Origin of the sequence: Acinetobacter sp. HZNU-JH01 (assembly GCF_037996845.1) — a bacterium.
GTDB lineage: Bacteria > Pseudomonadota > Gammaproteobacteria > Pseudomonadales > Moraxellaceae > Acinetobacter > Acinetobacter haemolyticus.
The window spans coordinates 789513-810684 of record NZ_JBBMZX010000001.1; the positions used below are offsets into that span (position 1 = coordinate 789513).

Sequence of the window (21172 nt, forward strand, 5' to 3'; positions counted from 1 at the left end):
AATTAGGGATTAGTTGGGGTAATAGTCACAGGCTCAGCTTGATCAGGATCAATCGCTACAGGTGTTTCAACCAGAGACTGTGTTGTTGCTGTCCCTACTCGAGCCGTTGAAGTCCCTGCTGTTTGGTCGATATTATCAACCAAAGTCACAATTCTACTCACATTGCCGACTTTTTGTAAGACATCATCTAAATCTCTAATCTCAGCCGTATTTAAACGCCCCATCACATACAACACGCCATTTTCAGTATGAACTAAAACCTTACTGTCCGATACGACAGGCGCTCTCATCAACAAGCCACGTGTATTTGCAGTGACCGTACCATCTTGCATGATCGTGCTATAACCAACTTTATCGCCTACTGTAATATAGTTATGTACCGCTTTGACATCACTCATTGCACGTACATTATCCTCAGCAAGTTGCTTTAAATATGGATCAGGCACTTGACCTGTCAAAAGCACGTTGCTGTGAAAACTTTCAATATTGATGCGAGACTGTCTAAAACGATGATCTAATTTGTATAAATTAACATTTGCAGTACGTTTGATTGAAGAATCAATAAAAACTTGTCCTAGACTACGATCACCACTATTTGTGCCAACAGGTGCAGTCCCTGTTCCGCCAGAAATAAAGCTCGCACAACCCGATAAACTTGCAGCGCAAAGTAACGTGATCGATAAACGTTTTAACACTTGGCCAGACTCCCTATTCACACATTTGCTCAATCTTCCACACCTACTTTTAGATCATATTGCCAGAATTAGTCTAAAGTAAATGCATGTTCAATCCATTGCTGATCATACTTCAATTTTGAAAAATCTGGTTGTACTGTTTTTGCAATTTTCTGTGGAAAATCAAAACAAATCACATCAAAACGACAATCAAAGTCATAATAACTAGGATAACGTTGTAAAAAGAATTTGGCTGTTTTAATAATTTTACGCTTTTGCGCTTGGGTAATCACCTCATAAGCATGAGCATAACTCCCAGAGGATCTGGCTTTTACTTCAACAAAAACAAGTTCTTGACCACGCCTAACGATTAAATCAATTTCACCAAAACGTGAATGATAATTTTGACTGATACATTGATACCCATGAGAATGGAGCAATGTCTTTGCTGCTTCCTCAGCCCATTGCCCCATAGAATTTGTTTGCTGTTCCATGCGTGAGATATCTTATTTTAAAATTTGGATGTGTTTTTTCTGCTGTTCAAAGCAATAAGGCTGTCGATTGATTTTGCCCGCATTCACCTCAATAGCCCCCGTTCGTCCAACAAAAGAAAATTGCTGGTTATCAGCACCGGCTAGGAACTGCTGACTAAGCGTCCATGCATCACCACCAAATGCCAACAAGCGTTGAAAGGCCATATTCTCAGGTTGTTCTTTGTAAGCCTCAATTAGGTCAGCCCATTGTCCATTATATAAAGCGGGGGTATCACAGAAACGTAATCCGATGGGAATAGATTTCCCCTCTTCGATACTCATCGGAGTTGCATAAATATTCTGTTTTGGTAATGAACCAAGCTCCATCATCCACTCATGATCCCCTAATAGTAACAATCCTGTTTTTTTAGGTAGTTTTTTAGGTAATTCATGAATCACTTCTATCGCAGCATGTGACTGAGACATGAGTGACATCATAAATAGTTCTGTCGCAGACTCAGTCCCAGCTTCACGCAATACCAATAAAGTTTGGATTTGATCCTTGATGAGTAATTTATTTAAAGCTTCAGCGTCATGCTGTTTAGCCAAACTAAATTGCCATACATTTTCAGTTTGTGTATTCACATCGTTTAGTGCTAACACAGGAACTTTCGGTTTTAGTTTAATCACCGCCTCAATATCAGATCGGCCTAATGGCCCAACAACCAATTTCGTATTTTTATTAACCCTAGTTTTAAAAATTTGATTTACGTTACTTTTTGCAGAATCCACGAAAATAATTTTTTCTTTACTTCCCGATGCTGTATAAGCACTCATGAAACCGCGTTTAATACTTTCACCAGCTCGCGCCATAGGACCTGATTCAGGTAGAATGACCAACACGTCCGCATAAGCTGGACTAATCAATGCTGCCAAACTCAGTAGCAGCCAATATTTTTTTGAATACATTATGGAGTTACCTTTTATGAGTGCTCAATTATTTGTTGTAGCAACCCCGATTGGGCACTTGGATGACATGACGTTTCGTGCAATCGATATTTTAAAATCAGTCTCGGTGGTTGCAGCAGAAGATACTAGACAATCTGCTCAATTATTCAAACACTATAATATCTCAACTCCGCTCACTGCGTGCCATGATCACAACGAAAGTAACAAAATTGATCAACTTCTCCAAAGAATGTTAAATGGAGAAACAGTTGCCTTAATCAGCGATGCTGGAACACCTTTAATTAGTGATCCAGGGTTTAAACTTGTTCGTGCAGCTCAAGAACATGGGATTCGTGTGATTCCAGTCCCAGGTGCATGTGCCGCAATTGCCGCATTAAGTGCAGTTGGTTTACCGAGTGATCGCTTTAGTTTTGAAGGTTTTTTACCATCAAAGGCGTCTCAACGAATTAGCCAACTTGAGAAACTCAAAGATGAAACACAAACACTCATTTTTTATGAAGCTCCACATCGTATTTTGGCGTGTATTCAAGATATGGTCCAAGTTTTTGGTGAAGATCGTCCAGTAGGTTTTGCTCGTGAAATCACCAAAACCTTTGAAACCATCAAGAAAATGACCTTAAAAGAACTGGTCACTTTTATTGAAAATGATCACAACCAAGAAAAAGGTGAAATCGTGGTAGTGGTCGGCGGTGCATCCGCAGAAAAAGACATGGAACAGGATAAACTGGATGAGTTGTTAAAACGCTTATTACAGGATTTATCAGTCAAAGCGGCGTCGCAACTGGCTGCTGATTTGACTGGTATTAAAAAGAAAGTGGCTTATCAGCGTGCTTTGGAACTCACCCAAAATAATGAATAAAACATAAGGGGAGATTATAAAAATCTCCCCTTATCATTTAAATATGCAATAAGAACAATATATTTTAAGCCTTAGTCATGATATTAGCTTGATCCATTTTTCTTTCCGCTCTCGCCTGTTTAATCACGCTCAGCCCCGAAGACACACCAAGATAAGCAATCACAAAAGCGACCAGTAAATCGGGAAACATGGTTCCTGTTCCAAAAACGCCGACAGCTGCAATAATAATCGCGATATTGGCAATCGCATCATTACGGCTGCACAACCACACTGAACGCATATTGGCATCACCATCACGGAATGCATAAAGCAGGAGTGCAGAAACCACATTCACCGCCAGTGCAAGTACACCAATCGCCCCCATGAGCATCGGTTCAGGTGTAACACCCAGCCACCATGACCAAAACACTTTAACAATCACAAAAATACCAAATGCCGCCATGGTGATACCTTTGACTAAAGCTGCGGTCGCGCGCCAATACAGGGTCATGGATAACACTGCCAATGAGATGGCATAGTTAGCCGCATCACCTGCAAAATCTAACGCATCGGCCCATAACGATACAGAGCGTGCATGTGAACCACCAATAATTTCCACAAAGAACATCAGCGCATTTAGAACGAGCGCGATCCACAAAGCTCTACGAAACTTCGGACTAATCTTCTGTGTTGGTGAACATGTTGTGTTGCATCCACATCCTGCCATGACTTTTCTCACTTAATCTTTTATAGTGATTTAAAACCCTAGAGTAACTCCAGAGTCAAGCATGATAAATTTTACAATTGGGCAATTGGCAAAAAAGTCTGGCGTATCTGTGGATACGATTCGTTATTATGAAAAAATTGGGCTGCTTGAGAAAGCCAAACGCACGGCGGGCAATTATCGACATTATTCTGAACAGATGCTGTCAGAACTTCTCTTTCTAAAGCATTGTCGTGAACTGGGCATTACCTTGCAGGATATTCAAAAGCTCAAGGATATGTCAGAGAACCCGAATCAAACCTGTATGGAAGTCGATCATCTGATTGATCAATATCTTGCAGAGGTTTCTCAGAAGATTCGAAACCTAGAACATCTCAAGCAGGATCTAACGCATTTAAAACAACAATGCTCGCAACACCGTACCATTGAGCAATGTGGAATTTTAAAAGAACTACATCAACCACTCGAATGTGAACATGAATCACATCAACACAAAAAAGCACCACAATCGTGATGCTTTTTTGATGTCTTTATTCGACTTAATCTTGATGTTCATCTGGTGGGACTTCGGTAATGCGTCCACCACGTGCAAGAAACGCAGCCACTTCATCTTCTAAAGCCTGACGTTGTTTCTGCTTTGCAGTCACCGTTAACGTTTCTGCTTCGGCAAGATCGGCATCATTGGCACTCGACTCTTCGCTATCTGCACCAGTTTCTGCGGCTTTCGCCTCTTCGTCATCTACAGCAGCATCTTCGGTGTTTTCGTCGTAATCATTCATTTCCGTCATATTACTCTCCCCACAATGACTAAATCTTCATCATCGTTATTTGGTCATCAGAACTTGATGAAATTTAACAAGCTCTTCTCATTTATCAAAGCAAAATATTTATCAATTTGTGCTTTTTTTAACCAAATTCACTCTGATTTATAAATGATTGTCTAAAAAATATCTACTGTTTTTTAGCATGCATAACGTGTCTCTTTCAACGCCCCCAAACCATTGGCTTGTTGCATGAAACCATCTTTGAGCCAATCCAGTTGTTCGACCTGTTTCAGACCGAAATTTCTCGCCCAAACAAAAGGAAATAACTCTGAACTTTCTAACCAACCTATCGCTGACATGCTGTGCATCATGGCATCGTTCTGCCCTTTACGTTGGTGTTCGTAACGTAACAAAGTCTGCTCATTTGCCCATACACCACGTTTTAGATCGTGCAGCAAAACATCACAAAGCACCGCTGCATCTAAGCAACCAATATTGACACCTTGTCCAGCTAAAGGATGAATCACATGTGCTGCATCCCCAATCAATGCTAGACCTGATTTGATATACCGTTGCGCAGCGCGAGCTTTCAATGGGAACTGTGCTCTTGAACGTACTTCAACCACTTCACCAAGCATTTTCAAACTTTCTTGGGTCAGCAATTGCATAAATTCCTGATCACTGAGTGCTGAATATTCATCAGCATAATCATCTGGTAATGTCCACACAATCGATTGCCAATAACCATTGTCTTGCGCGTCCAAACTCGCCATTGGTAAATAAGCCAATGGTCCTGTTGGTAGGAAAATTTGGCGTGCCACATATTGATTCGGTTGAGTGGTTTTAATCGCACAACTGATTGCAGCTTGTTTGTAATCTAAGACATCCAAATCAATATAAGCTTGTTCACGTACAAACGAGTTTGCCCCATCAGCACCGATCAACAGTTTGGTTTTCAACGTTGTACCATCTGCTAGCTGAATCGACCAACCTTGTGGAATTTGCTCGATACGAATCACTTTCACCTGAGTGCGGTAATCTTTAAGCTGCTGCAACATTTTTTGTTGAATCGCAACATTCAGGACACTTGGCTCCACCATTGAACCCAATGCTTGATCTGCATGTGGTGGTCGCTCCGATGCATGTCCAAAATTGATTTCTCCATAGCCATTTTTATTCCAGACCTGCATGCCTGAATATGGCATCTGACGGGCTAAATCATCCCAAACATCCACAGTCTTTAATATATGAATGGTTGCCTGACTGAGGGCCAACACGCGTGGATTCATCACCGCAAGTGTTTTTTCTTGATCTAGTACAGGGGCAGCGTCCAATACTGTTGCTTGCACATTACCTTGTGCCAATAGCAAGGCGGTTAAGCCACCAACCAAGCCACCTCCTACAATGACCACATCTAACATTTCACTCATGCTTTCAGCCCCATTGCGTAATTGGCAACCAACGGCTTAATTCCCGGAATCACGTCAAAGGCAAGCAATCCTGTATTACGTATTAATTTTAAAATTGGATTTTGATTACTAAAGCCACGAACGACTGAATCACAGAACTTGATCACGCGTTGTTGGTCCTTCAAACGTGCTTGCTCATAAGCCAACAAATTGTCTGGGTGACCAATATCATCTGACTTCACTAATTGTTCCATCAAGAAACGAACCAGCACATCAGCATCACGTAAGCACAGATTAAAACCTTGTCCTGCAACAGGGTGAATGGTGTGTGCTGCATTGCCCATCAACACTACGCGCCCAACGGCTTGTTTATGTGCCAAGACTTGAGACAATGGATAACTAAAACGTTTGCCTGTTTTTTCAAATTTACCCGCACGATCGCCATAGGTTTCCTGTAGGGCTTCAAGGAAGTGCTGATCGTTTTCTTCACCTAACCATTCAGTTTCCGTACCCTTCTTCACAGGCCAAACCACTGAACGGCGGTATTCACCCGGTAACGGTAAAAGTGCCAACGGTCCTAAAGCGCTAAAACGTTCAAAGCCAACTTGTTGATGCGGTTTAGAAGTTTGCACAGTGGTGACTATCGCCACTTGGTCATAATCATGTTCATCTACACCCACGCCAATCGCCTGACGACAGAACGAATCACGACCATCTGCTGCGATCACCAACTTGGACTTGAGCGAATGAATATATTCTCCATTGCGCATCGCTTCGATGTGAACCTCATCTGCATCTTGTGTCAGTGAGGTCACTTGTACACCATCAATCAGCTCAATCAACGGCTGTTGACGTACTTGGGTCAGTAATACACGTCCTAGCCATGCATTCTCAATTACTTGTCCAAAGCTTTCTACTTTCTCTTGTTCTGCGACTAGTCGTGCTTTACCAAAGCTACCTTGCTCTGTGATATGCACTTGTAAAATTGGGGTCGCATGCTGTTGTAATGCATCCCACAATCCTAACTTTTGATAAATTTGCACACTACGGCGTGACAATGCGGTATTTCTTGCATCAAAACTAGAATGATAAGGCGCAAGGTTTTCATCATCATAATTTGGATATTTCACAGCTTCTAATAGCTTTACGGCAATATTAGATTTTGCCAACATTAAAGCAAGGCTGAGTCCAACCATACCCCCACCGACAATGATGACTTGTTGCTGCATAATATTATTCCTTATCAGTTTTTCATGACTTGATGTTAAGGGTCTGTAGGTATTTCATCTATGCATTGCGTTATAGGCTAAAACAACTTAAACGAGGCATGAAACGTAGGCAATGGCAACTCCCTTGTCAAGTTTCATAACAAAGTTTAAGGAAGTTTTAGCCATAACCCTGTGGGACAGGGATATTTTTTGTCGCTACTGCGTTATGGCTTATTTATTTAGAATGACTAAATTTCATAAGCCATGCCTTGTATCACCTAAAAAATATCCACTGTCGCAAGCATTTATGAAATATCTACAGACCCTAGCCTATCTTACTCTAACTCAAATCAGCAAAGGAATTTGTACTTTGTTTGGTCTGTGTGGTTAAAATCACCCTACATTTTGGAAACATTACATTCTTTCTGTTGAATTTGTTCTAACCTTTTTGGATCAACAAGACTGGTCTGTTTTACTGCTGTAAAATAACCAAATACAGTAAAAGCAAGTACACCCACACACCAGATTAAAAAGAAATAACAACGCCAAGTCGCCCTAAAACCATACACATACTTTGTTTTATTCATTACTTTTTTATTGGGTAAAGGATATTGTTTTAATCTATAAATTTTTAACATATCCCTCCCCTGTATCAAAATACCAACGAGAAGCATAAATAGAGGGGCAAATACCCCCATTCCATACCAAAGCATATGCCAACCATATGGATGGCATAGAATCCAATTGCTTTCGTTTAGCCATGGAAAAAAGATTCGATCTAAAACCAGAAATAGAGGTATTGCCCATAAGCAATGTAAAGCAATAATTTTTATTCGTTCTTTAAATGTATACTGTGGTGCATATTCACTCATTATTATTCTCTTAAATATAAAAATGGGCTTAATCGATTAGCCCATTTTTATGATTATGCTTTCACCTGACCCATCAAGCTTTCAATCTCTTCAACGGTTTTCACCACATTCTTGGTTAACACCAACGGTCCATTTTCAGTCACGACAATATCATCTTCGATACGAATCCCGATACCGCGCCATTTTGCATCTACCGTTTCATCGTCTGGTGCAACATATAAACCTGGCTCAACGGTAACCACCATACCAGCTTCATAAGCACGCCAATCTTCATCAATTTTGTAAGAACCGACATCATGCACATCCATGCCTAACCAATGCCCTGTACCATGCATAAAGAATTGACGGAATGCTTCACTCTCTATCAGCTCATCTACAGCACCTTGCAGTAAACCAAGATCAACCAAACCTTGAGTTAAAATCTTTACAGCAACTTCATGCGGATATTTATAATTATTGCCAATACGCGTAGCATCGATTGCGGCAAGCTGGGCATCTAAAACAATATTGTAAAGTGCTTTTTGTTCTGGACTAAATTTACCATTTACAGGGAATGTACGGGTAATGTCTGAGGCATAGCATTCATACTCACAAGCCGCATCAATTAAAACCAGATCACCATCTTTTAACGGCTTATTATTTTCAACGTAATGCAAAATACAAGCATTTTCACCACCGCCTACAATGCTATTGTAAGCAGGCACACAACCATTTTTACCGAAGATATAATTGAGTTCTGCTTCAAGCGCATACTCCATCATATCTGGTTTTACAGTTTGCATCGCACGCGTATGTGCTTCTGCACTGATATTGGATGCGATCTGCATCAGTTCAATTTCTTGCGCCGATTTTTTCAAACGCATTTCATCAATAATCGAATCAATTTGAATAATTTGCTGAGGTGCATCGCCACCCTGACGTTGCATTGCTTTTGCTTTGTGTAACCACCCACCCACTTCAGCATCAAATTTTTTCGTTTGTCCTAGTCGAACAAAGAGTTTCGATTTATTTAAAAGTAAAGGAACAATTTTCTGATCCAACTCATGGATGGTAAATGATTGATCTGCTTGATATTGTTCGACTGCACCTTCTAGTCCTGCTCGGTAACCATTCCAAATTTCCATTTCACGGTTACGTTCACGACAAAATAGCGTATAACGATATGCCTCACCCTGAGCAAAAGTCTCGATCACTGCAACAGCTTCAGGTTCAGCAAATCCAGTAAGATAATAAAAACTACTGTCTGCACGATATTTATAATCTGCATCACGATTACGGTACATTTCCGCTCGTGTCGCAATTACCGCAATACTATTACTGCCCATTTGTTCCGCAAGGCGATCTCGACGTTGTTTAAAATCTGCTTGAGTTAGTTTCATATTATCCTACGACTAAAAAGTCCCTCCGAAGAGGGATCTATAAAATTAATGCAATTAACTTGGGCGATGTGGCGTAAACATTTCAACGATCGTTTGTGGATCTGAAACCGTCTCATCTTGATTACGGCTTTTTGCATGGAAGTTTCTCAATAATGAACTTTCAGCAACAGGAACTTTTGTTCGTCCAATCGAAAGACTAACAGGAATTAAGCGTACGAACTCATACAACTCCTGATAACTTTCTTCGCCTTCTTCATCATTGTCTGAATCTTCAAATTCAACAGCTGCAACATCTTGTAAATGTTCAATCAGTTCTTGCTCTTCGCCTCGAATATGCCCCGAAGCTAAACCAAAACCAAGTACAACTCCTGCACACCAATCTGCCAATGCTTGAACTCGATCAGCCAATACATGACTGTCATCTGGCAACATTGGTAAATAATCTAATTCATCATCGGATAAAGCATGTGCTACATCTTCGGCCTCATCAGTCAAACTTCTGAGGGCTTCGGGTGAAAGTGGAGGTACATTGAGGGTGTTTAAGATTTGTGACCATTCATCTGAAGTTGGTGCTTGTGTCACACAAACTATACCTGTTAGCAAACCATGTAACTCACTTGGACTTGAAATTTCTTCAATCCCCTCAAAATGAGCATTCCATTCGTTCCAACCTGAAATATCGTCTTGCATTCGTTTATCCAATCTCTATACTGCTGTATATATTACCTTTGATTGCAACTCTGTGCGACCTTCGTTATGTTAGAACAATTACAGCGTCTACAAGCGCATATTGGTGTTTTAAAAACACGCTTAAGTCATTTAGAGCGAGAAAATAACTCGCTTTCTGAAGCTAAACAATTAGCTGCAACTGATCACCATGCACAAATTGTGCAAAAAAATAGCATCATCACGCAAAAACAGGATGAAGTTGATAACTTAACTGAACAACTCACTCAGTTACAAGATCAATTCAAACAACTGAATAATGATGCAACAACTTTAGCCGAGCGCTATAGTCGTTTGGAAAAAAGTACCACTGATCTGAAAAATCGTTTCCAAGAAATCTTGGCTGAGCGAAATGATTTACGCGTAATCAAAGAAAAGTTACAAGCCCAACAGCGTAACAACATGCAAGAGATTCAGGATCTACAACAAGATCGTGATCGACTATTGCAGAAGAATGAACTGGCTAAATCGAAAGTTGAAGCCATTATTCAGCGTCTAGCGATTCTTGGTACAGCCCAAGATCAAAATGCACAAGAAATCCAACAGCTCGCCCACCCTATTGCTGAACCTCAAGAGGAGTCACAATCATGAGTGAAACTATTGTCGTTGAACTCCGTTTAATTGAGCAGACTTTTCGCCTCAATACGACTGAGGATAAACGTGAAGAGTTAGAGCGTGCAGCGGAACTATTGAATCAGAAATTTCATGATATGCGTCGTAGTGCTCCGAGAGTCGAACATAATAAATTGGTGATTATGGTGGCTCTACAAATGGCACAGGAAGTTTTTAGTTTAAACAAGTCTTTACAGCAATATGCGCACTGCGAACGTTTGCTGCAAACTATTTTAGAAGATGTTGAACAAACTGTTGAGTAAAATTGCACAAAGTCCCATCAATTAGTAAGTATCGTTACAGATATGTGATCCACAAGGATTGTCATCGTATAAAGATCAGTTATACTTAATACTGTCTCTAGGGTGTTCGCCAGTACGTCTAGTCCCCTGCCGATACTTAAATTTATGGATGTGTTCTGTATATTTTGAGTGTATGCCTACCTCCGAGTAGGAAACCCATTAAATATGCGTCACCTCCACCTTGAACTCATCGGGTTCAGGGTAACGACCATGCAGCGGCATCTCTGGAGCATTTTTATTTACAAACACTCATCTGTGCTGTAAATTTTCCTATAATATTCCCTCACTATCAATAAGATATAGCTTCAAAAACTCGGTAAATGAATCTGCAACTTTTCTTTTAGGTGTACCCGCTACTTGATAAACAACACCATCAGATCCTATTTGATCTAGTTCTACGGCATATCCCCAACACCAAACTAAGTAATCTGAAAATACAAAACAGTTAGAATATAAAATCTTATCTGAATTACTATTTGAAATACTTTCCATTAACCGGAATTGAGCGAGTGAGAAGAAAGAAAAATAATCATCAGCCATATTCCCTTCACCAGTTCCATTAAACTCTAAAAAATAATTTCTTAAAATAGGTGACAACCTTAATTGATATTTATATTCAAAAGCCAAAACCTCTTGCCATGTCGCAGGCTTGTTTAAGCTTATATTTTGTTTTTGTAGTTTATTTTTGAGTTCAAAGATAATAGTCATGATATACCTTATAGAATCGTATTCCTCATAGGGTATATCATTAATATAAGCCGAATAATCAATTCTTTGGATATTACTTATTACTCATCATTCAAAGAACATTCAAAATGAGTCGGTTGCTGTGAACAACGAACTTGTTTAAGCAGTTTCATCATTTCTTTATTGTAATAACCCTCTTTGGTCATTTGAATACGTGCTTCACGCATTAATCGCATATAACCAGGCTTATCGCTTTCGTGGATATCCATCCAGTATTTTTCAGGAATATCTTTTTCAATTTTGTCTACAAAATCAAAGGCAGGTTGTAATTGTTTAGAGATAATCTCGCGTGCAATCGGTCCCATTCCCGCAGGAAACTTATTTCGATGCATGATTAAGGTTCCTGTTACCTGAACCACAGGAAAACGAATGATTCCTCCAGCCACTTTACCTGATTTATCGGTCATGCCCTTATGCAATTCCAAAGGATCAAATAAAATTGCTGGACCAGCAATAATCTCAACTTCTTTGTTATTAAATTTAGGGCCAACTGTCGCCAAATCTACTGATACAGGCTGTGCACCGACATTTTGTGCTAATTTTTTCTGTGTAGGATCAAAGGAAAACACCGCAACTTTTCGCCCTGCAGCCTTTGCCAACGTATTGATATTTCGGTCACTGACCATAATATACGCTGCGCCAAGCGGTACAATTCCGACCACCTCATAATCTTTATTTACCATTTTTTCATCAAATTTTGGATCTGCTAACAACTGAATTACTGAAGTTAATTGCTTATAGTTTTGCAGTGCTCCAATCGCATCAATACTTCCAACAAAAGAGTTGAACTGGCGCGCCCTTAAATTACTAATCCCTGCTCCATCACAACGCTTGCTACGAAAATCCTCAGTTAATACGCCTTCGTTGGTATACACTTTGAGCGTCACCATCGTCGAAGCAGTTTGCTTTAATTTAGGATAATCAATATCAATTTTAAGTTGTAAATTAGAAGGTCGAGTGATGTTCATATTGACCCCATACTGTTTTGCAATGCGCACAATACGTGGTAATTCACTCATATAACTGGTGGCTTGTTGGAATGCCTCACCATGCTCACCATTGGGTGAGTAAACACATAGGGTCACTTGTTTTGGAATTTGCTGCCAAATTTTTGGATCATTTAACAACGTTTTAATTTTATTTTGAGAGTGTTGGGATAGTGTGAGATCCAACTTCTCGGCTGGTGCTGCCTGAACAGTCGTAGTTAGTAATAGCGGCGTTAGCAAAGAAGCTGTAAGGGATATAGATTTGAATAAATGTCCCAATTTAAATTGTTTTTGTTGTTTAAACATCATTATCACTCCTGTGAATTATTCTTACACTAAGTAAATCCCTCGCAAATAAAATTGACCAGAGTTGCTTTGATCCCGTCAAAATAGTCAAAACAACGTATAAAAAAGCTGTCGATCACCATCACGACAGCTTTTCCTATCTCTAAAAAATTAGAGTTTATTTACATTTTAGCTTTGTATTATGAGCGATTTAATCTCAAAGCATTCACAACAACCGATAAGGAACTTAACGACATTGCGACAGCAGCAAACATCGGTGTGAGCAATAAGCCTGTTAACGGGTAGAATAATCCTGCTGCAACAGGTACTCCCAATCCATTATATATAAATGAGAAAGCAAGGTTTTGCTTCATGTTTTTCACGCCTAGTTTTGCCATATGAACCGCATGTGCAACGCCCTGAATATCCCCTTTTACCAATGTCACTTGAGCAGTTTGCTTGGCAATATCGGTTCCTGTTCCCATCGCAATACCCACGTTAGCTTGTGCAAGTGCTGGCGCATCATTGATACCATCACCTGCCATCACGACAACTTTCCCTTGGGCTTGCGCCTGTTTCACAATCTCAAGTTTTTGCTTTGGATCACAATTTCCATAGACCTGATTAATCCCAAGTTGTTCTGCTACCATCTGCGCATTTTTCTCATGATCGCCTGTTGCCATAATGACATCAATACCATCTGCATGGAGTTGGTCAATCACTGCTTTCGCATTTTGTTTAATTGCATCATGGATCGATACATAAGCAATCACTTCTTGTTCAGACATCAGAAAACTAATCACATCACCTTGTGATCTCATCTGATCAAGTTGCTTAGTTAGACTCTCACTAAAGGTTAAACCAAGTTGATCCACAAGTTTTTGGCTACCAATATACAAGGTCTTACCATCGATCTGCCCTCTTACTCCAAAACCCGTAACATCCTCAAAATCAATAACATTTAATAATTGCGTAGGTTCAACCAATTTGGTTAAGGTCTGCGCAATCGGATGTGTTGAATATTGTTCAATGGATGCGATCCACAATTCAATTTGTGCTTGAGTATATGTCTTAGACAATGGCTGAATTTTCTTTAAGCTTGGCTTTCCTTCAGTTAATGTCCCTGTTTTATCAATAATTAGGGTATTTACCTTACTCAAAGCTTCAATCGCTTCAGCATCTTTAAATAAAACACCTTTCTGTGCGGCTCGACCTGTTGTTGCCATCACAGACATCGGTGTTGCCAAACCTAAAGCACAAGGACATGCGATAATTAAAACTGCTACCGCACACATTAACGCCAAATCAAATTGCGCTTTACCAAACACCATCCATGCAATAAATGTCAAAACACTGATTGCGAGAACCACCATCACAAAATATTTTGCGACTACGTCAGCAATCCGTTGTAATGGTGCTTTGGAACGCTGTGCATCAGCGACGGTTTGGATCATTTTTGCCAGAGTTGTATTGGTACCTACAGCCGTCGTTTGGATACGAATTGAACCTTGTTGATTGATGGTTCCACCGATCACTTGATCATCCTTTTCCTTTTTCACAGGTACGGGCTCACCTGTCATCATGGATTCATCAACGTAGGTTTTCCCCTCAATCACCACACCATCCAGAGGAATTTGCTCGCCCGAAGCTATTTGTAATACATCACCTTGTTTAACCATGGCTATATCTACATCAACCACTTGATCATCTTGAACTAATTTCGCTTTACTTGGTTGTAAGCGTAATAAAGCCCTTAATGAATTCGCTGTTTGCGAACGTGCTTTCAGTTCTAAAACTTGTCCCAATAAACTCAGTGACACAATCATACAGGCGGCTTCATAATATACGGCGACACCATGACCTGTTTTTGCTTCAACAGGAATCAGTGATGGGAAAATCGTTGCCACGACACTATAAATAAATGCAGCAAGTACACCAACACCGATCAAACTCCACATATTAAGATGCCCAGTTTTATACGACACCCAACAGCGTTGTAAAATTGGATAACCTGCCCAGAGTACAACGGGCAAACTAAGAATTAATTCAATCCACGGCTGAATATGAGGAGAAATAAAAGCATGAATATGCGACCCCATGGCCAAGACCACAACCAACAAACTCAAAGGTAAAGTTGTCCAAAAGCGTTTGCTGAAATCCACCAATTCAGGATTGGGACCTTCATCTAAAGTGGGCTGCATTGGTTCTAAAGCCATACCACAAATCGGACAAGTTCCTGGTCCTTTTTGTACAATTTCGGGATCCATTGGACAGGTATAATCCATATCCATAGCACCTTCAGGCACAGGACGCTGATCGACAGGAATCAAATAAAATTCAGGATCATTTTTAAATTTATCTAAGCAAGAGGGATTACAGAAATAATAAGTCTTGCCTCCATGATCTGTTTTTAAATCGGTTGTCGTCTTCACTGACATACCGCAAACAGGATCAATCTCTGTTTCTCCATCTGCTGCAACCTCCGCATGAACTTGCTCACTTCCACAACAAGACGATTTTTTTTCTTCTGGTTTAGTCGGCTGTAATTGAGTTTTATGATCACAACATGTACTTGCCTTAGATGCATCAGGTTTTGGAGCACAACAAGAAGATGTTTCTGTAACTGTGAGTTCTTCTTTCAGAGTATCGCAGCAACTTGACTGCTTTTGCTGCTTTTCTTCAGGGCAGCAAGATGATGCATTTTGCTCAGCTTTATCCACGTTTAAGTAGTTTTCTGGGTGCACGCTAAATTTCTGCTGGCAGCCAACCGAACAAAATAAATATCGAATATCTTGATAGTCAAAATAATGCTCAGATGTTTCGGCAACCTGCATCCCACATACAGGATCAATATATTCATAAATAATTTTTGAGTTGTTACCTGAACAACATGATGGAGATTGTTGATGCGCCATTGCTACACCTATCTTTTATTTTCTGATAGGTTTAGGATAAAGTCTGTACCTAGGTACAGAGTCAAGCAATTTTTAATACTTTTTGAGGAGCAGCAAATGAACCTCACTATCGGTAAACTGGCAAAATCATGTCAGTTAAATGTTGAAACAATTCGTTATTATCAACGGATTGGCTTAATGCGTATACCTGAAAGTACGCAAAGCTATCGCTACTATCATCAACAAGATATAGAAACCTTGAGTTTTATTCAAAAAGCTAAAGATGCTGGCTTACAACTCAACGAAATTAAAGAGTTACTTACCTTAAATTTAGAGGATCGTGTAAAAGTACGCCACGTTATAGAACAACGTTTGAATAAGATCGATGAGCGCATTCAAGAGTTACAAGGATTGAAACAACGCCTATCAACATGGTTAGATGAATGTAAAACTACAGAAAATGAGTGTTGTCCTATCTTATTAGAACTGAAAAAATCTATTTGATGTCTTAAATAGGATAAGCATCCAAACATCACAAGGATAAGATGCTTATCTTATAATTTGAACCGGTAGGCTTAACTTTTTACACAAAAGACCAAATCACATTTTCATCTTGCTGTTTTAATACAAAACTAATCTGTTGATCATCTTCCACAACAATATGTTGATTTGAGATCATTTTGACTTTTAGCAATGTGTCATTTTCATATACTAAATCATTTTTGCCCTCTTTCGTTAAGATAAGCGTTTGATCTAGCACAATAAGATTTCTTGATTCCAACATAGCTTTCCCCTTCAAAACAGTTCTGCAAATTTTGTGTATGTCTTTCAAGTCAATCACAACTAGATAACATTCATAAAATTGACATCTAAAGATGTTAAATCTGCTGGGCATTTTAGATCATTTCTCGATCAATTATACATTTTTTGTAGGACAGTTCTCATTAATTTTATTTTATGCATTAATTTACACAATTTAATCGAGTTGCATGAAATTTTCAGCATTTAGCAGTATCGGAAAATTGCCATCCAACTTTTTTAGGCTACAAAGATTAACCATTCCTGATATGAATCCAGTATGTAATTATGAAGTTTTAAAGCGGACTAGTTGTAATTTTCAATCAATGTATTTTTAAGGACGACTAATATCTCAGCCGTTGCTTGCGTTGTAGTTAGAACCACTCAAAAAAGATAGAAAACAAATAATGGTAGCCTCCAGTGCATTTCAATACCCAAAGAGGAAAATATTGATAAACAATTGAGATTCCAAATCAGTTATGATTTATCCATCAAAACGACTTTCTATACAGCATGAGTCATCAACTAAATACACTAAGAAAACAGCTTCGCTTAAAAAGAAGACAACTCTCTCAGTTTCAACAAAAACAAGCCGAGCAACAGATTTTAAACCAGCTTCGGCAATTCAGTACATTTCAATCCGCAGCAAAAATTGGTTTGTACTTACATGCATTTGGTGAAATTCACACACATAAAATCTTAGAATTCTGTTTCAGGAACAAAAAACAAGTTTATCTCCCGATGATTTGTAATATGAATCAAAAATTGGTTTGGGTAAAAATCAGCGCCAACCAATATAAAAACAAACGTTTTTCCCATCATCCTCTTGGGATGAAAGAACCCATGGCTGGACGAGGTCAATCGGTTTCAAATTTAGATTTACTCATCATGCCATTACTTGCTTGTGATCATCTCGGTACAAGAATCGGCATGGGAGGTGGCTATTATGATCGAACTTTAGCTACAGCCCCACGGCGACCTTTTCGTCTAGGTTTAGCACATACATTCCAATATTTAGACTTTCCTTTAGTCCGTCAAAAATGGGATCAACCACTGGATGCTTTATTTACCCCAACACAAAAATATTTTTTCAAACGCTAAATACATCTTCTTTATAAAATTTCGCCCAAATCCCAACCAATTTAGTCTTTTTTTTATATTTTCTAATTAAAAACCCTTGTAATTTTTGAAATGCACATCACTATAAAAACATGGCAACACCGTTGTCACTCATTAGGAGTGCCCATGTCTGAATATATTATGAATAATGAAACTAACTTAGAGCCGCAGGTTCCAAGTGTATTACCACTATTGGCGTTACGTGATGTTGTGGTCTATCCACACATGCAAATTGCGCTCTTCGTGGGTCGTGAAAAATCGATCAATGCAGTGGATGTGGCTCGTAACAGTGACAATTTAGTATTTGTAGTTGCGCAAAAAGATTCGCTTACAGAAGAAATTGATCACGATAATCTCTATCAATATGGAACCGTGGCTAAGATCGTACAAGTTGTGAATCATGAGAATGATGAAAACTGTATTAAAGTGCTGATTGAAGGCTTACATCGTTCTAAATTAGAACGGATTATTGACGGGGAAGAATATTTAACTGCTGAGCATCACCTCAGTCCAATGACGGTAGCATTGGATCAAGAAGCTCAAGAAACTCGCTTAAATGAATTACGTACTCTGTTTGCTCAATATGCTGAAGCAAAATTACGTAATGCGCGTGAATTGGTTGCTGCAGCAAATAAAATCGAAGACTTATTACAACTCATGTTCTTCGTTGCAACTCGTGTGCCTTTAAATATTGAAGTGAAACAAAAATTTTTAGAGCACGATGAGTTTGAAGCGCATTTGCAAGAGTTAATGAGCTATTTGATGAATCAATCTGCTGAACAGCAAATTGAGCAAACGCTGCATGACAGCGTAAAACGTCAAATGGAAAAGAATCAGCGTGAATACTTTCTCAACGAGAAGATGAAAGTCATTCAGCGTGAACTCTCGGATATGAATGGCGGCACTGAAGATGACGTTGCTGAAATTGAGAAACGTCTCGCTGAAGCAGATTTACCTGAGCATGTCCGCAAAAAAGCGGAAGCTGAGTTTCGCAAACTGAAAGCGATGCAACCAGCTTCAAGCGAAGCGGCTGTAGTACGTAATTATCTCGAAGTGATTTTAGATACACCGTGGAATAAGGCGAGCAAAGTCAGTATTAATCTGGCAAAAGCACAAGAAATTCTCGATGCTGATCATTACGGTTTAGATGACGTCAAAGATCGTATCGTTGAGTATCTTGCCGTTCAGTCTCGCGTGAAAAAACTCAAAGGTCCGATTCTATGTCTAGTGGGTCCTCCAGGTGTAGGTAAAACCTCGCTGGGTGAGTCCGTGGCTAAGGCGACAGGTCGTGAGTTTGTGCGCATGGCACTCGGTGGTGTTCGTGACGAAGCAGAAATTCGTGGTCATCGTCGTACATACATCGGTGCGATGCCAGGTAAAATTGTGCAGTCTTTAACAAAAGTCGGCGTGAAGAATCCATTATTCTTGCTCGACGAAATTGACAAGATGGCACAAGACTATCGTGGCGATCCTGCTTCTGCATTACTTGAAGTATTAGATCCATCACAAAATAGCAAGTTCAACGATCATTATTTAGATCTTGATCTTGATCTTTCAGAAGTAATGTTCATCTGTACAGCTAACAGCATGAATATTCCTGAAGCTTTGCTAGATCGTATGGAAGTCATTCGTCTACCGGGTTATACCGAAGATGAGAAAGTAAATATTGCTGAGCGCTACCTTGTTCCAAAAGCAATCAAGAACAATGGTTTACGTGCCAAAGAGTTAACTATACACGAAGAAGCGATTCGTGACATCGTGCAACGTTACACACGTGAAGCAGGTGTACGTAGTTTAGAACGTGAAGTCTCTAAAATTGCACGTAAAGTGGTTAAAGAAGCGGTTAGCAAAAAATCTAAGAACTTACAGCTTGACGTAACATCGGCCAATCTTCCTGAATACTTAGGTCCACATAAGTTTGACTTTGGTATGGCAGAAGAAGAAGCCCAAGTCGGTCGCGTGAATGGCTTGGCTTGGACTTCGGTTGGTGGTGAGTTATTGACGATTGAAGTTGCGGCAGTAAAAGGTAAAGGTAAATTCATTACGACGGGTTCACTCGGTGATGTAATGAAAGAATCTATTACAACTGCGATGACTTTAGTACGTACTCGGGCAGATGAATTAGGTATCGAATCTTCTCGTTTTGAAGAAACCGATGTGCATGTTCACTTACCTGAAGGCGCAACACCGAAAGATGGTCCATCTGCTGGTTTAGCTCTGACCACTGCCCTTGTATCAGCATTTACAGGTATTGCAATTCGTCCTGACATTGCCATGACAGGTGAAACCAGTCTAGGTGGCCGTGCAATGCGAATTGGTGGTTTAAAAGAAAAACTTCTTGCCGCGCATCGTGGTGGTATTAAGTTAGTATTTATTCCACAAGATAATGTTCGTGACTTGGACGAGATTCCAGACAATGTTAAAGAAGGCTTAGAAATCAAAGCGGTGAAAAGCATCGATGAAATCTTACCTCTTGCATTGACGGACACACCAAAGCCTTTGCCGAAAACACCGATTGTAAAACCAGTGGAAGATGCAAAAGCCGCACGTCACTAATCATTTATCGACCAAAAAGAGAGCTTCGGCTCTCTTTTTTTGTTACATAATTTGGTTGAAAAATAACCTGCTTGTTGCATAATAAAATAGAGTCCATAAAAACAAAGGCTAAGCTTGGCTCGTGTGCAACTCATTTTTTAGTATCATCTGAACTCCAGACGGATGATACTTTGATCGCAGCTCATACGCGTTTTGAGCTGCGTTTTTTATGAACAAGATAACCCAATAATTTGTCTTTTTTATGACAAGATAAATGGCTATATCCACCATGACATAGCTTCAAGCTTTATAATGCATTTAATTCTATAAATGAAACGAAGCTATGAAAATTCGTATTCTGACGATTGGTCAAAAAATGCCTGCATGGGTGATTACTGGTTTTGAAGATTATTTCAAACGAATTCAACCTTTTGTACAAACGCAAGTCGTTGAATTACCTATGGCGAAGCGAGGCAAAAATGATTCTGAAGCGGATATTTTAAAATACTGTCAAATTGAAGGAGACAGTATTTTAAATGCGATGAAACCCAATGAAGTCTTGATCGCGCTAGAAGTGGGTGGACGTGAATTAAGCACTGAAAAACTTGCAGATACCATGAAACAATGGATGCTTGAAGGAAATGATGTCGTGCTAGCCATAGGTGGTCCCGATGGACATTCTGATGCCGTACGCAAGGCTGCTGCTTGGCATTGGTCGCTATCAAAACTCACTATGCCCCACCCAATGGTACGTATTTTACTGATTGAACAATTGTATCGAGCGATGACTATTAATCACAATCATCCCTATCATCGAGCGTAATCTAAAACAGTGTTCTGGTTTTAGAACAATCTGTT

Annotated in this window: 22 protein-coding genes and 1 other RNA gene; 9 read left to right on the forward strand and 14 right to left on the reverse strand. The window is 39.6% G+C overall.

Translation table 11 applies throughout. The annotated features are described in order from the left end of the window. Window positions 1–2: 2 nt before the first annotated feature. The 3 genes from AAC851_RS03805 to AAC851_RS03815 all read right to left on the reverse strand — a co-directional run bounded on the left by AAC851_RS03805 (window position 3) and on the right by AAC851_RS03815 (window position 2116). The gene (locus AAC851_RS03805) at window positions 3–695 is read right to left on the reverse strand and encodes a BON domain-containing protein (RefSeq protein WP_004638431.1); all 693 of its coding nucleotides are present in this window, start codon (window positions 693–695) and stop codon (window positions 3–5) included. A gap of 68 nt (window positions 696–763) precedes the next feature. After that, window positions 764–1168 (reverse strand): YraN family protein, encoded by a 405-nt coding sequence (locus AAC851_RS03810; RefSeq protein ID WP_005081968.1) that lies wholly within the window; start codon window positions 1166–1168, stop codon window positions 764–766. A gap of 12 nt (window positions 1169–1180) precedes the next feature. Next, entirely contained in the window at window positions 1181–2116 is a 936-nt protein-coding gene (locus AAC851_RS03815) for a penicillin-binding protein activator (protein WP_113997488.1), read from the reverse strand. A gap of 16 nt (window positions 2117–2132) precedes the next feature. On the opposite strand from AAC851_RS03815, the gene rsmI reads away from it, so the two are divergent. Beyond that, window positions 2133–2975, forward strand: coding sequence for a 16S rRNA (cytidine(1402)-2'-O)-methyltransferase (rsmI, locus tag AAC851_RS03820; RefSeq protein ID WP_340600528.1), 843 nt, complete (start codon window positions 2133–2135; stop codon window positions 2973–2975). A 64-nt stretch (window positions 2976–3039) separates the two neighbouring features. On the opposite strand, the gene AAC851_RS03825 is transcribed toward rsmI, so the two are convergent. Continuing rightward, window positions 3040–3681, reverse strand: coding sequence for a cation transporter (locus tag AAC851_RS03825; RefSeq protein WP_100833485.1), 642 nt, complete (start codon window positions 3679–3681; stop codon window positions 3040–3042). 61 nt (window positions 3682–3742) lie between these two features. Between AAC851_RS03825 and AAC851_RS03830 the strand changes: the two genes are divergently transcribed. After that, complete coding sequence (locus AAC851_RS03830) at window positions 3743–4192, forward strand: MerR family transcriptional regulator (RefSeq protein ID WP_005258889.1); 450 nt, start codon at window positions 3743–3745, stop codon at window positions 4190–4192. A 25-nt stretch (window positions 4193–4217) separates the two neighbouring features. Here the strand turns inward: AAC851_RS03830 and AAC851_RS03835 are convergent, their stop codons facing one another. From AAC851_RS03835 to AAC851_RS03860, 6 genes are all read right to left on the reverse strand, one after another. Then, on the reverse strand, window positions 4218–4466 hold the full coding sequence (locus AAC851_RS03835; protein ID WP_340600529.1) for a hypothetical protein: 249 nt from the start codon (window positions 4464–4466) through the stop codon (window positions 4218–4220). Between the two features lie 173 nt (window positions 4467–4639). Next, complete coding sequence (locus AAC851_RS03840; protein ID WP_005081955.1) at window positions 4640–5872, reverse strand: FAD-dependent monooxygenase; 1233 nt, start codon at window positions 5870–5872, stop codon at window positions 4640–4642. Further along, on the reverse strand, window positions 5869–7080 hold the full coding sequence (ubiH, locus tag AAC851_RS03845) for a 2-octaprenyl-6-methoxyphenyl hydroxylase (RefSeq protein ID WP_340600530.1): 1212 nt from the start codon (window positions 7078–7080) through the stop codon (window positions 5869–5871). The genes AAC851_RS03840 and ubiH overlap by 4 nt, the downstream gene beginning before the upstream one ends. A gap of 377 nt (window positions 7081–7457) precedes the next feature. Further along, a complete protein-coding gene (locus tag AAC851_RS03850; protein ID WP_262570255.1) occupies window positions 7458–7931 on the reverse strand; it encodes a hypothetical protein in 474 nt (157 codons plus the stop codon). 53 nt (window positions 7932–7984) lie between these two features. Beyond that, entirely contained in the window at window positions 7985–9310 is a 1326-nt protein-coding gene (gene pepP, locus AAC851_RS03855) for a Xaa-Pro aminopeptidase (RefSeq protein ID WP_340600531.1), read from the reverse strand. 54 nt (window positions 9311–9364) lie between these two features. Next, the gene (locus tag AAC851_RS03860) at window positions 9365–10000 is read right to left on the reverse strand and encodes a UPF0149 family protein (protein ID WP_005081949.1); all 636 of its coding nucleotides are present in this window, start codon (window positions 9998–10000) and stop codon (window positions 9365–9367) included. A gap of 66 nt (window positions 10001–10066) precedes the next feature. On the opposite strand from AAC851_RS03860, the gene AAC851_RS03865 reads away from it, so the two are divergent. The 3 genes from AAC851_RS03865 (at window position 10067) to ssrS (ending at window position 11185) form a co-directional block, all read left to right on the forward strand. Next, window positions 10067–10627: a hypothetical protein gene (locus tag AAC851_RS03865; protein WP_004638419.1), complete on the forward strand. Its 561-nt coding sequence runs from the start codon at window positions 10067–10069 to the stop codon at window positions 10625–10627. Beyond that, window positions 10624–10911, forward strand: coding sequence for a cell division protein ZapA (locus AAC851_RS03870; RefSeq protein ID WP_004638418.1), 288 nt, complete (start codon window positions 10624–10626; stop codon window positions 10909–10911). The genes AAC851_RS03865 and AAC851_RS03870 overlap by 4 nt, the downstream gene beginning before the upstream one ends. Before the next feature lie 91 nt (window positions 10912–11002). Next, a non-coding RNA gene (ssrS, locus tag AAC851_RS03875) (6S RNA) lies at window positions 11003–11185 on the forward strand. Window positions 11186–11220: 35 nt separating this feature from the next. Here ssrS and AAC851_RS03880 read toward each other — a convergent pair. The 3 genes from AAC851_RS03880 to AAC851_RS03890 form a co-directional block, all read right to left on the reverse strand. Next, the gene (locus AAC851_RS03880; protein ID WP_161413932.1) at window positions 11221–11658 is read right to left on the reverse strand and encodes an SMI1/KNR4 family protein; all 438 of its coding nucleotides are present in this window, start codon (window positions 11656–11658) and stop codon (window positions 11221–11223) included. A gap of 80 nt (window positions 11659–11738) precedes the next feature. After that, window positions 11739–12989: a putative solute-binding protein gene (locus tag AAC851_RS03885; RefSeq protein ID WP_409333574.1), complete on the reverse strand. Its 1251-nt coding sequence runs from the start codon at window positions 12987–12989 to the stop codon at window positions 11739–11741. 179 nt (window positions 12990–13168) lie between these two features. Then, window positions 13169–15883: a heavy metal translocating P-type ATPase gene (locus AAC851_RS03890; protein ID WP_340600533.1), complete on the reverse strand. Its 2715-nt coding sequence runs from the start codon at window positions 15881–15883 to the stop codon at window positions 13169–13171. Between the two features lie 96 nt (window positions 15884–15979). Here AAC851_RS03890 and AAC851_RS03895 point away from each other — a divergent pair, with 96 nt between their 5' ends. Further along, window positions 15980–16366: a MerR family transcriptional regulator gene (locus AAC851_RS03895; RefSeq protein ID WP_340600534.1), complete on the forward strand. Its 387-nt coding sequence runs from the start codon at window positions 15980–15982 to the stop codon at window positions 16364–16366. 79 nt (window positions 16367–16445) lie between these two features. On the opposite strand, the gene AAC851_RS03900 is transcribed toward AAC851_RS03895, so the two are convergent. Beyond that, complete coding sequence (locus AAC851_RS03900; RefSeq protein WP_005081942.1) at window positions 16446–16646, reverse strand: hypothetical protein; 201 nt, start codon at window positions 16644–16646, stop codon at window positions 16446–16448. Window positions 16647–17173: 527 nt separating this feature from the next. Here AAC851_RS03900 and AAC851_RS03905 point away from each other — a divergent pair. The 3 genes from AAC851_RS03905 (at window position 17174) to rlmH (ending at window position 21137) form a co-directional block, all read left to right on the forward strand. After that, complete coding sequence (locus AAC851_RS03905; protein ID WP_005081940.1) at window positions 17174–17761, forward strand: 5-formyltetrahydrofolate cyclo-ligase; 588 nt, start codon at window positions 17174–17176, stop codon at window positions 17759–17761. A gap of 144 nt (window positions 17762–17905) precedes the next feature. After that, window positions 17906–20335 (forward strand): endopeptidase La, encoded by a 2430-nt coding sequence (lon, locus tag AAC851_RS03910; protein ID WP_125502022.1) that lies wholly within the window; start codon window positions 17906–17908, stop codon window positions 20333–20335. A gap of 322 nt (window positions 20336–20657) precedes the next feature. Continuing rightward, window positions 20658–21137: a 23S rRNA (pseudouridine(1915)-N(3))-methyltransferase RlmH gene (rlmH, locus tag AAC851_RS03915; protein WP_004638409.1), complete on the forward strand. Its 480-nt coding sequence runs from the start codon at window positions 20658–20660 to the stop codon at window positions 21135–21137. Window positions 21138–21172: the final 35 nt, after the last annotated feature.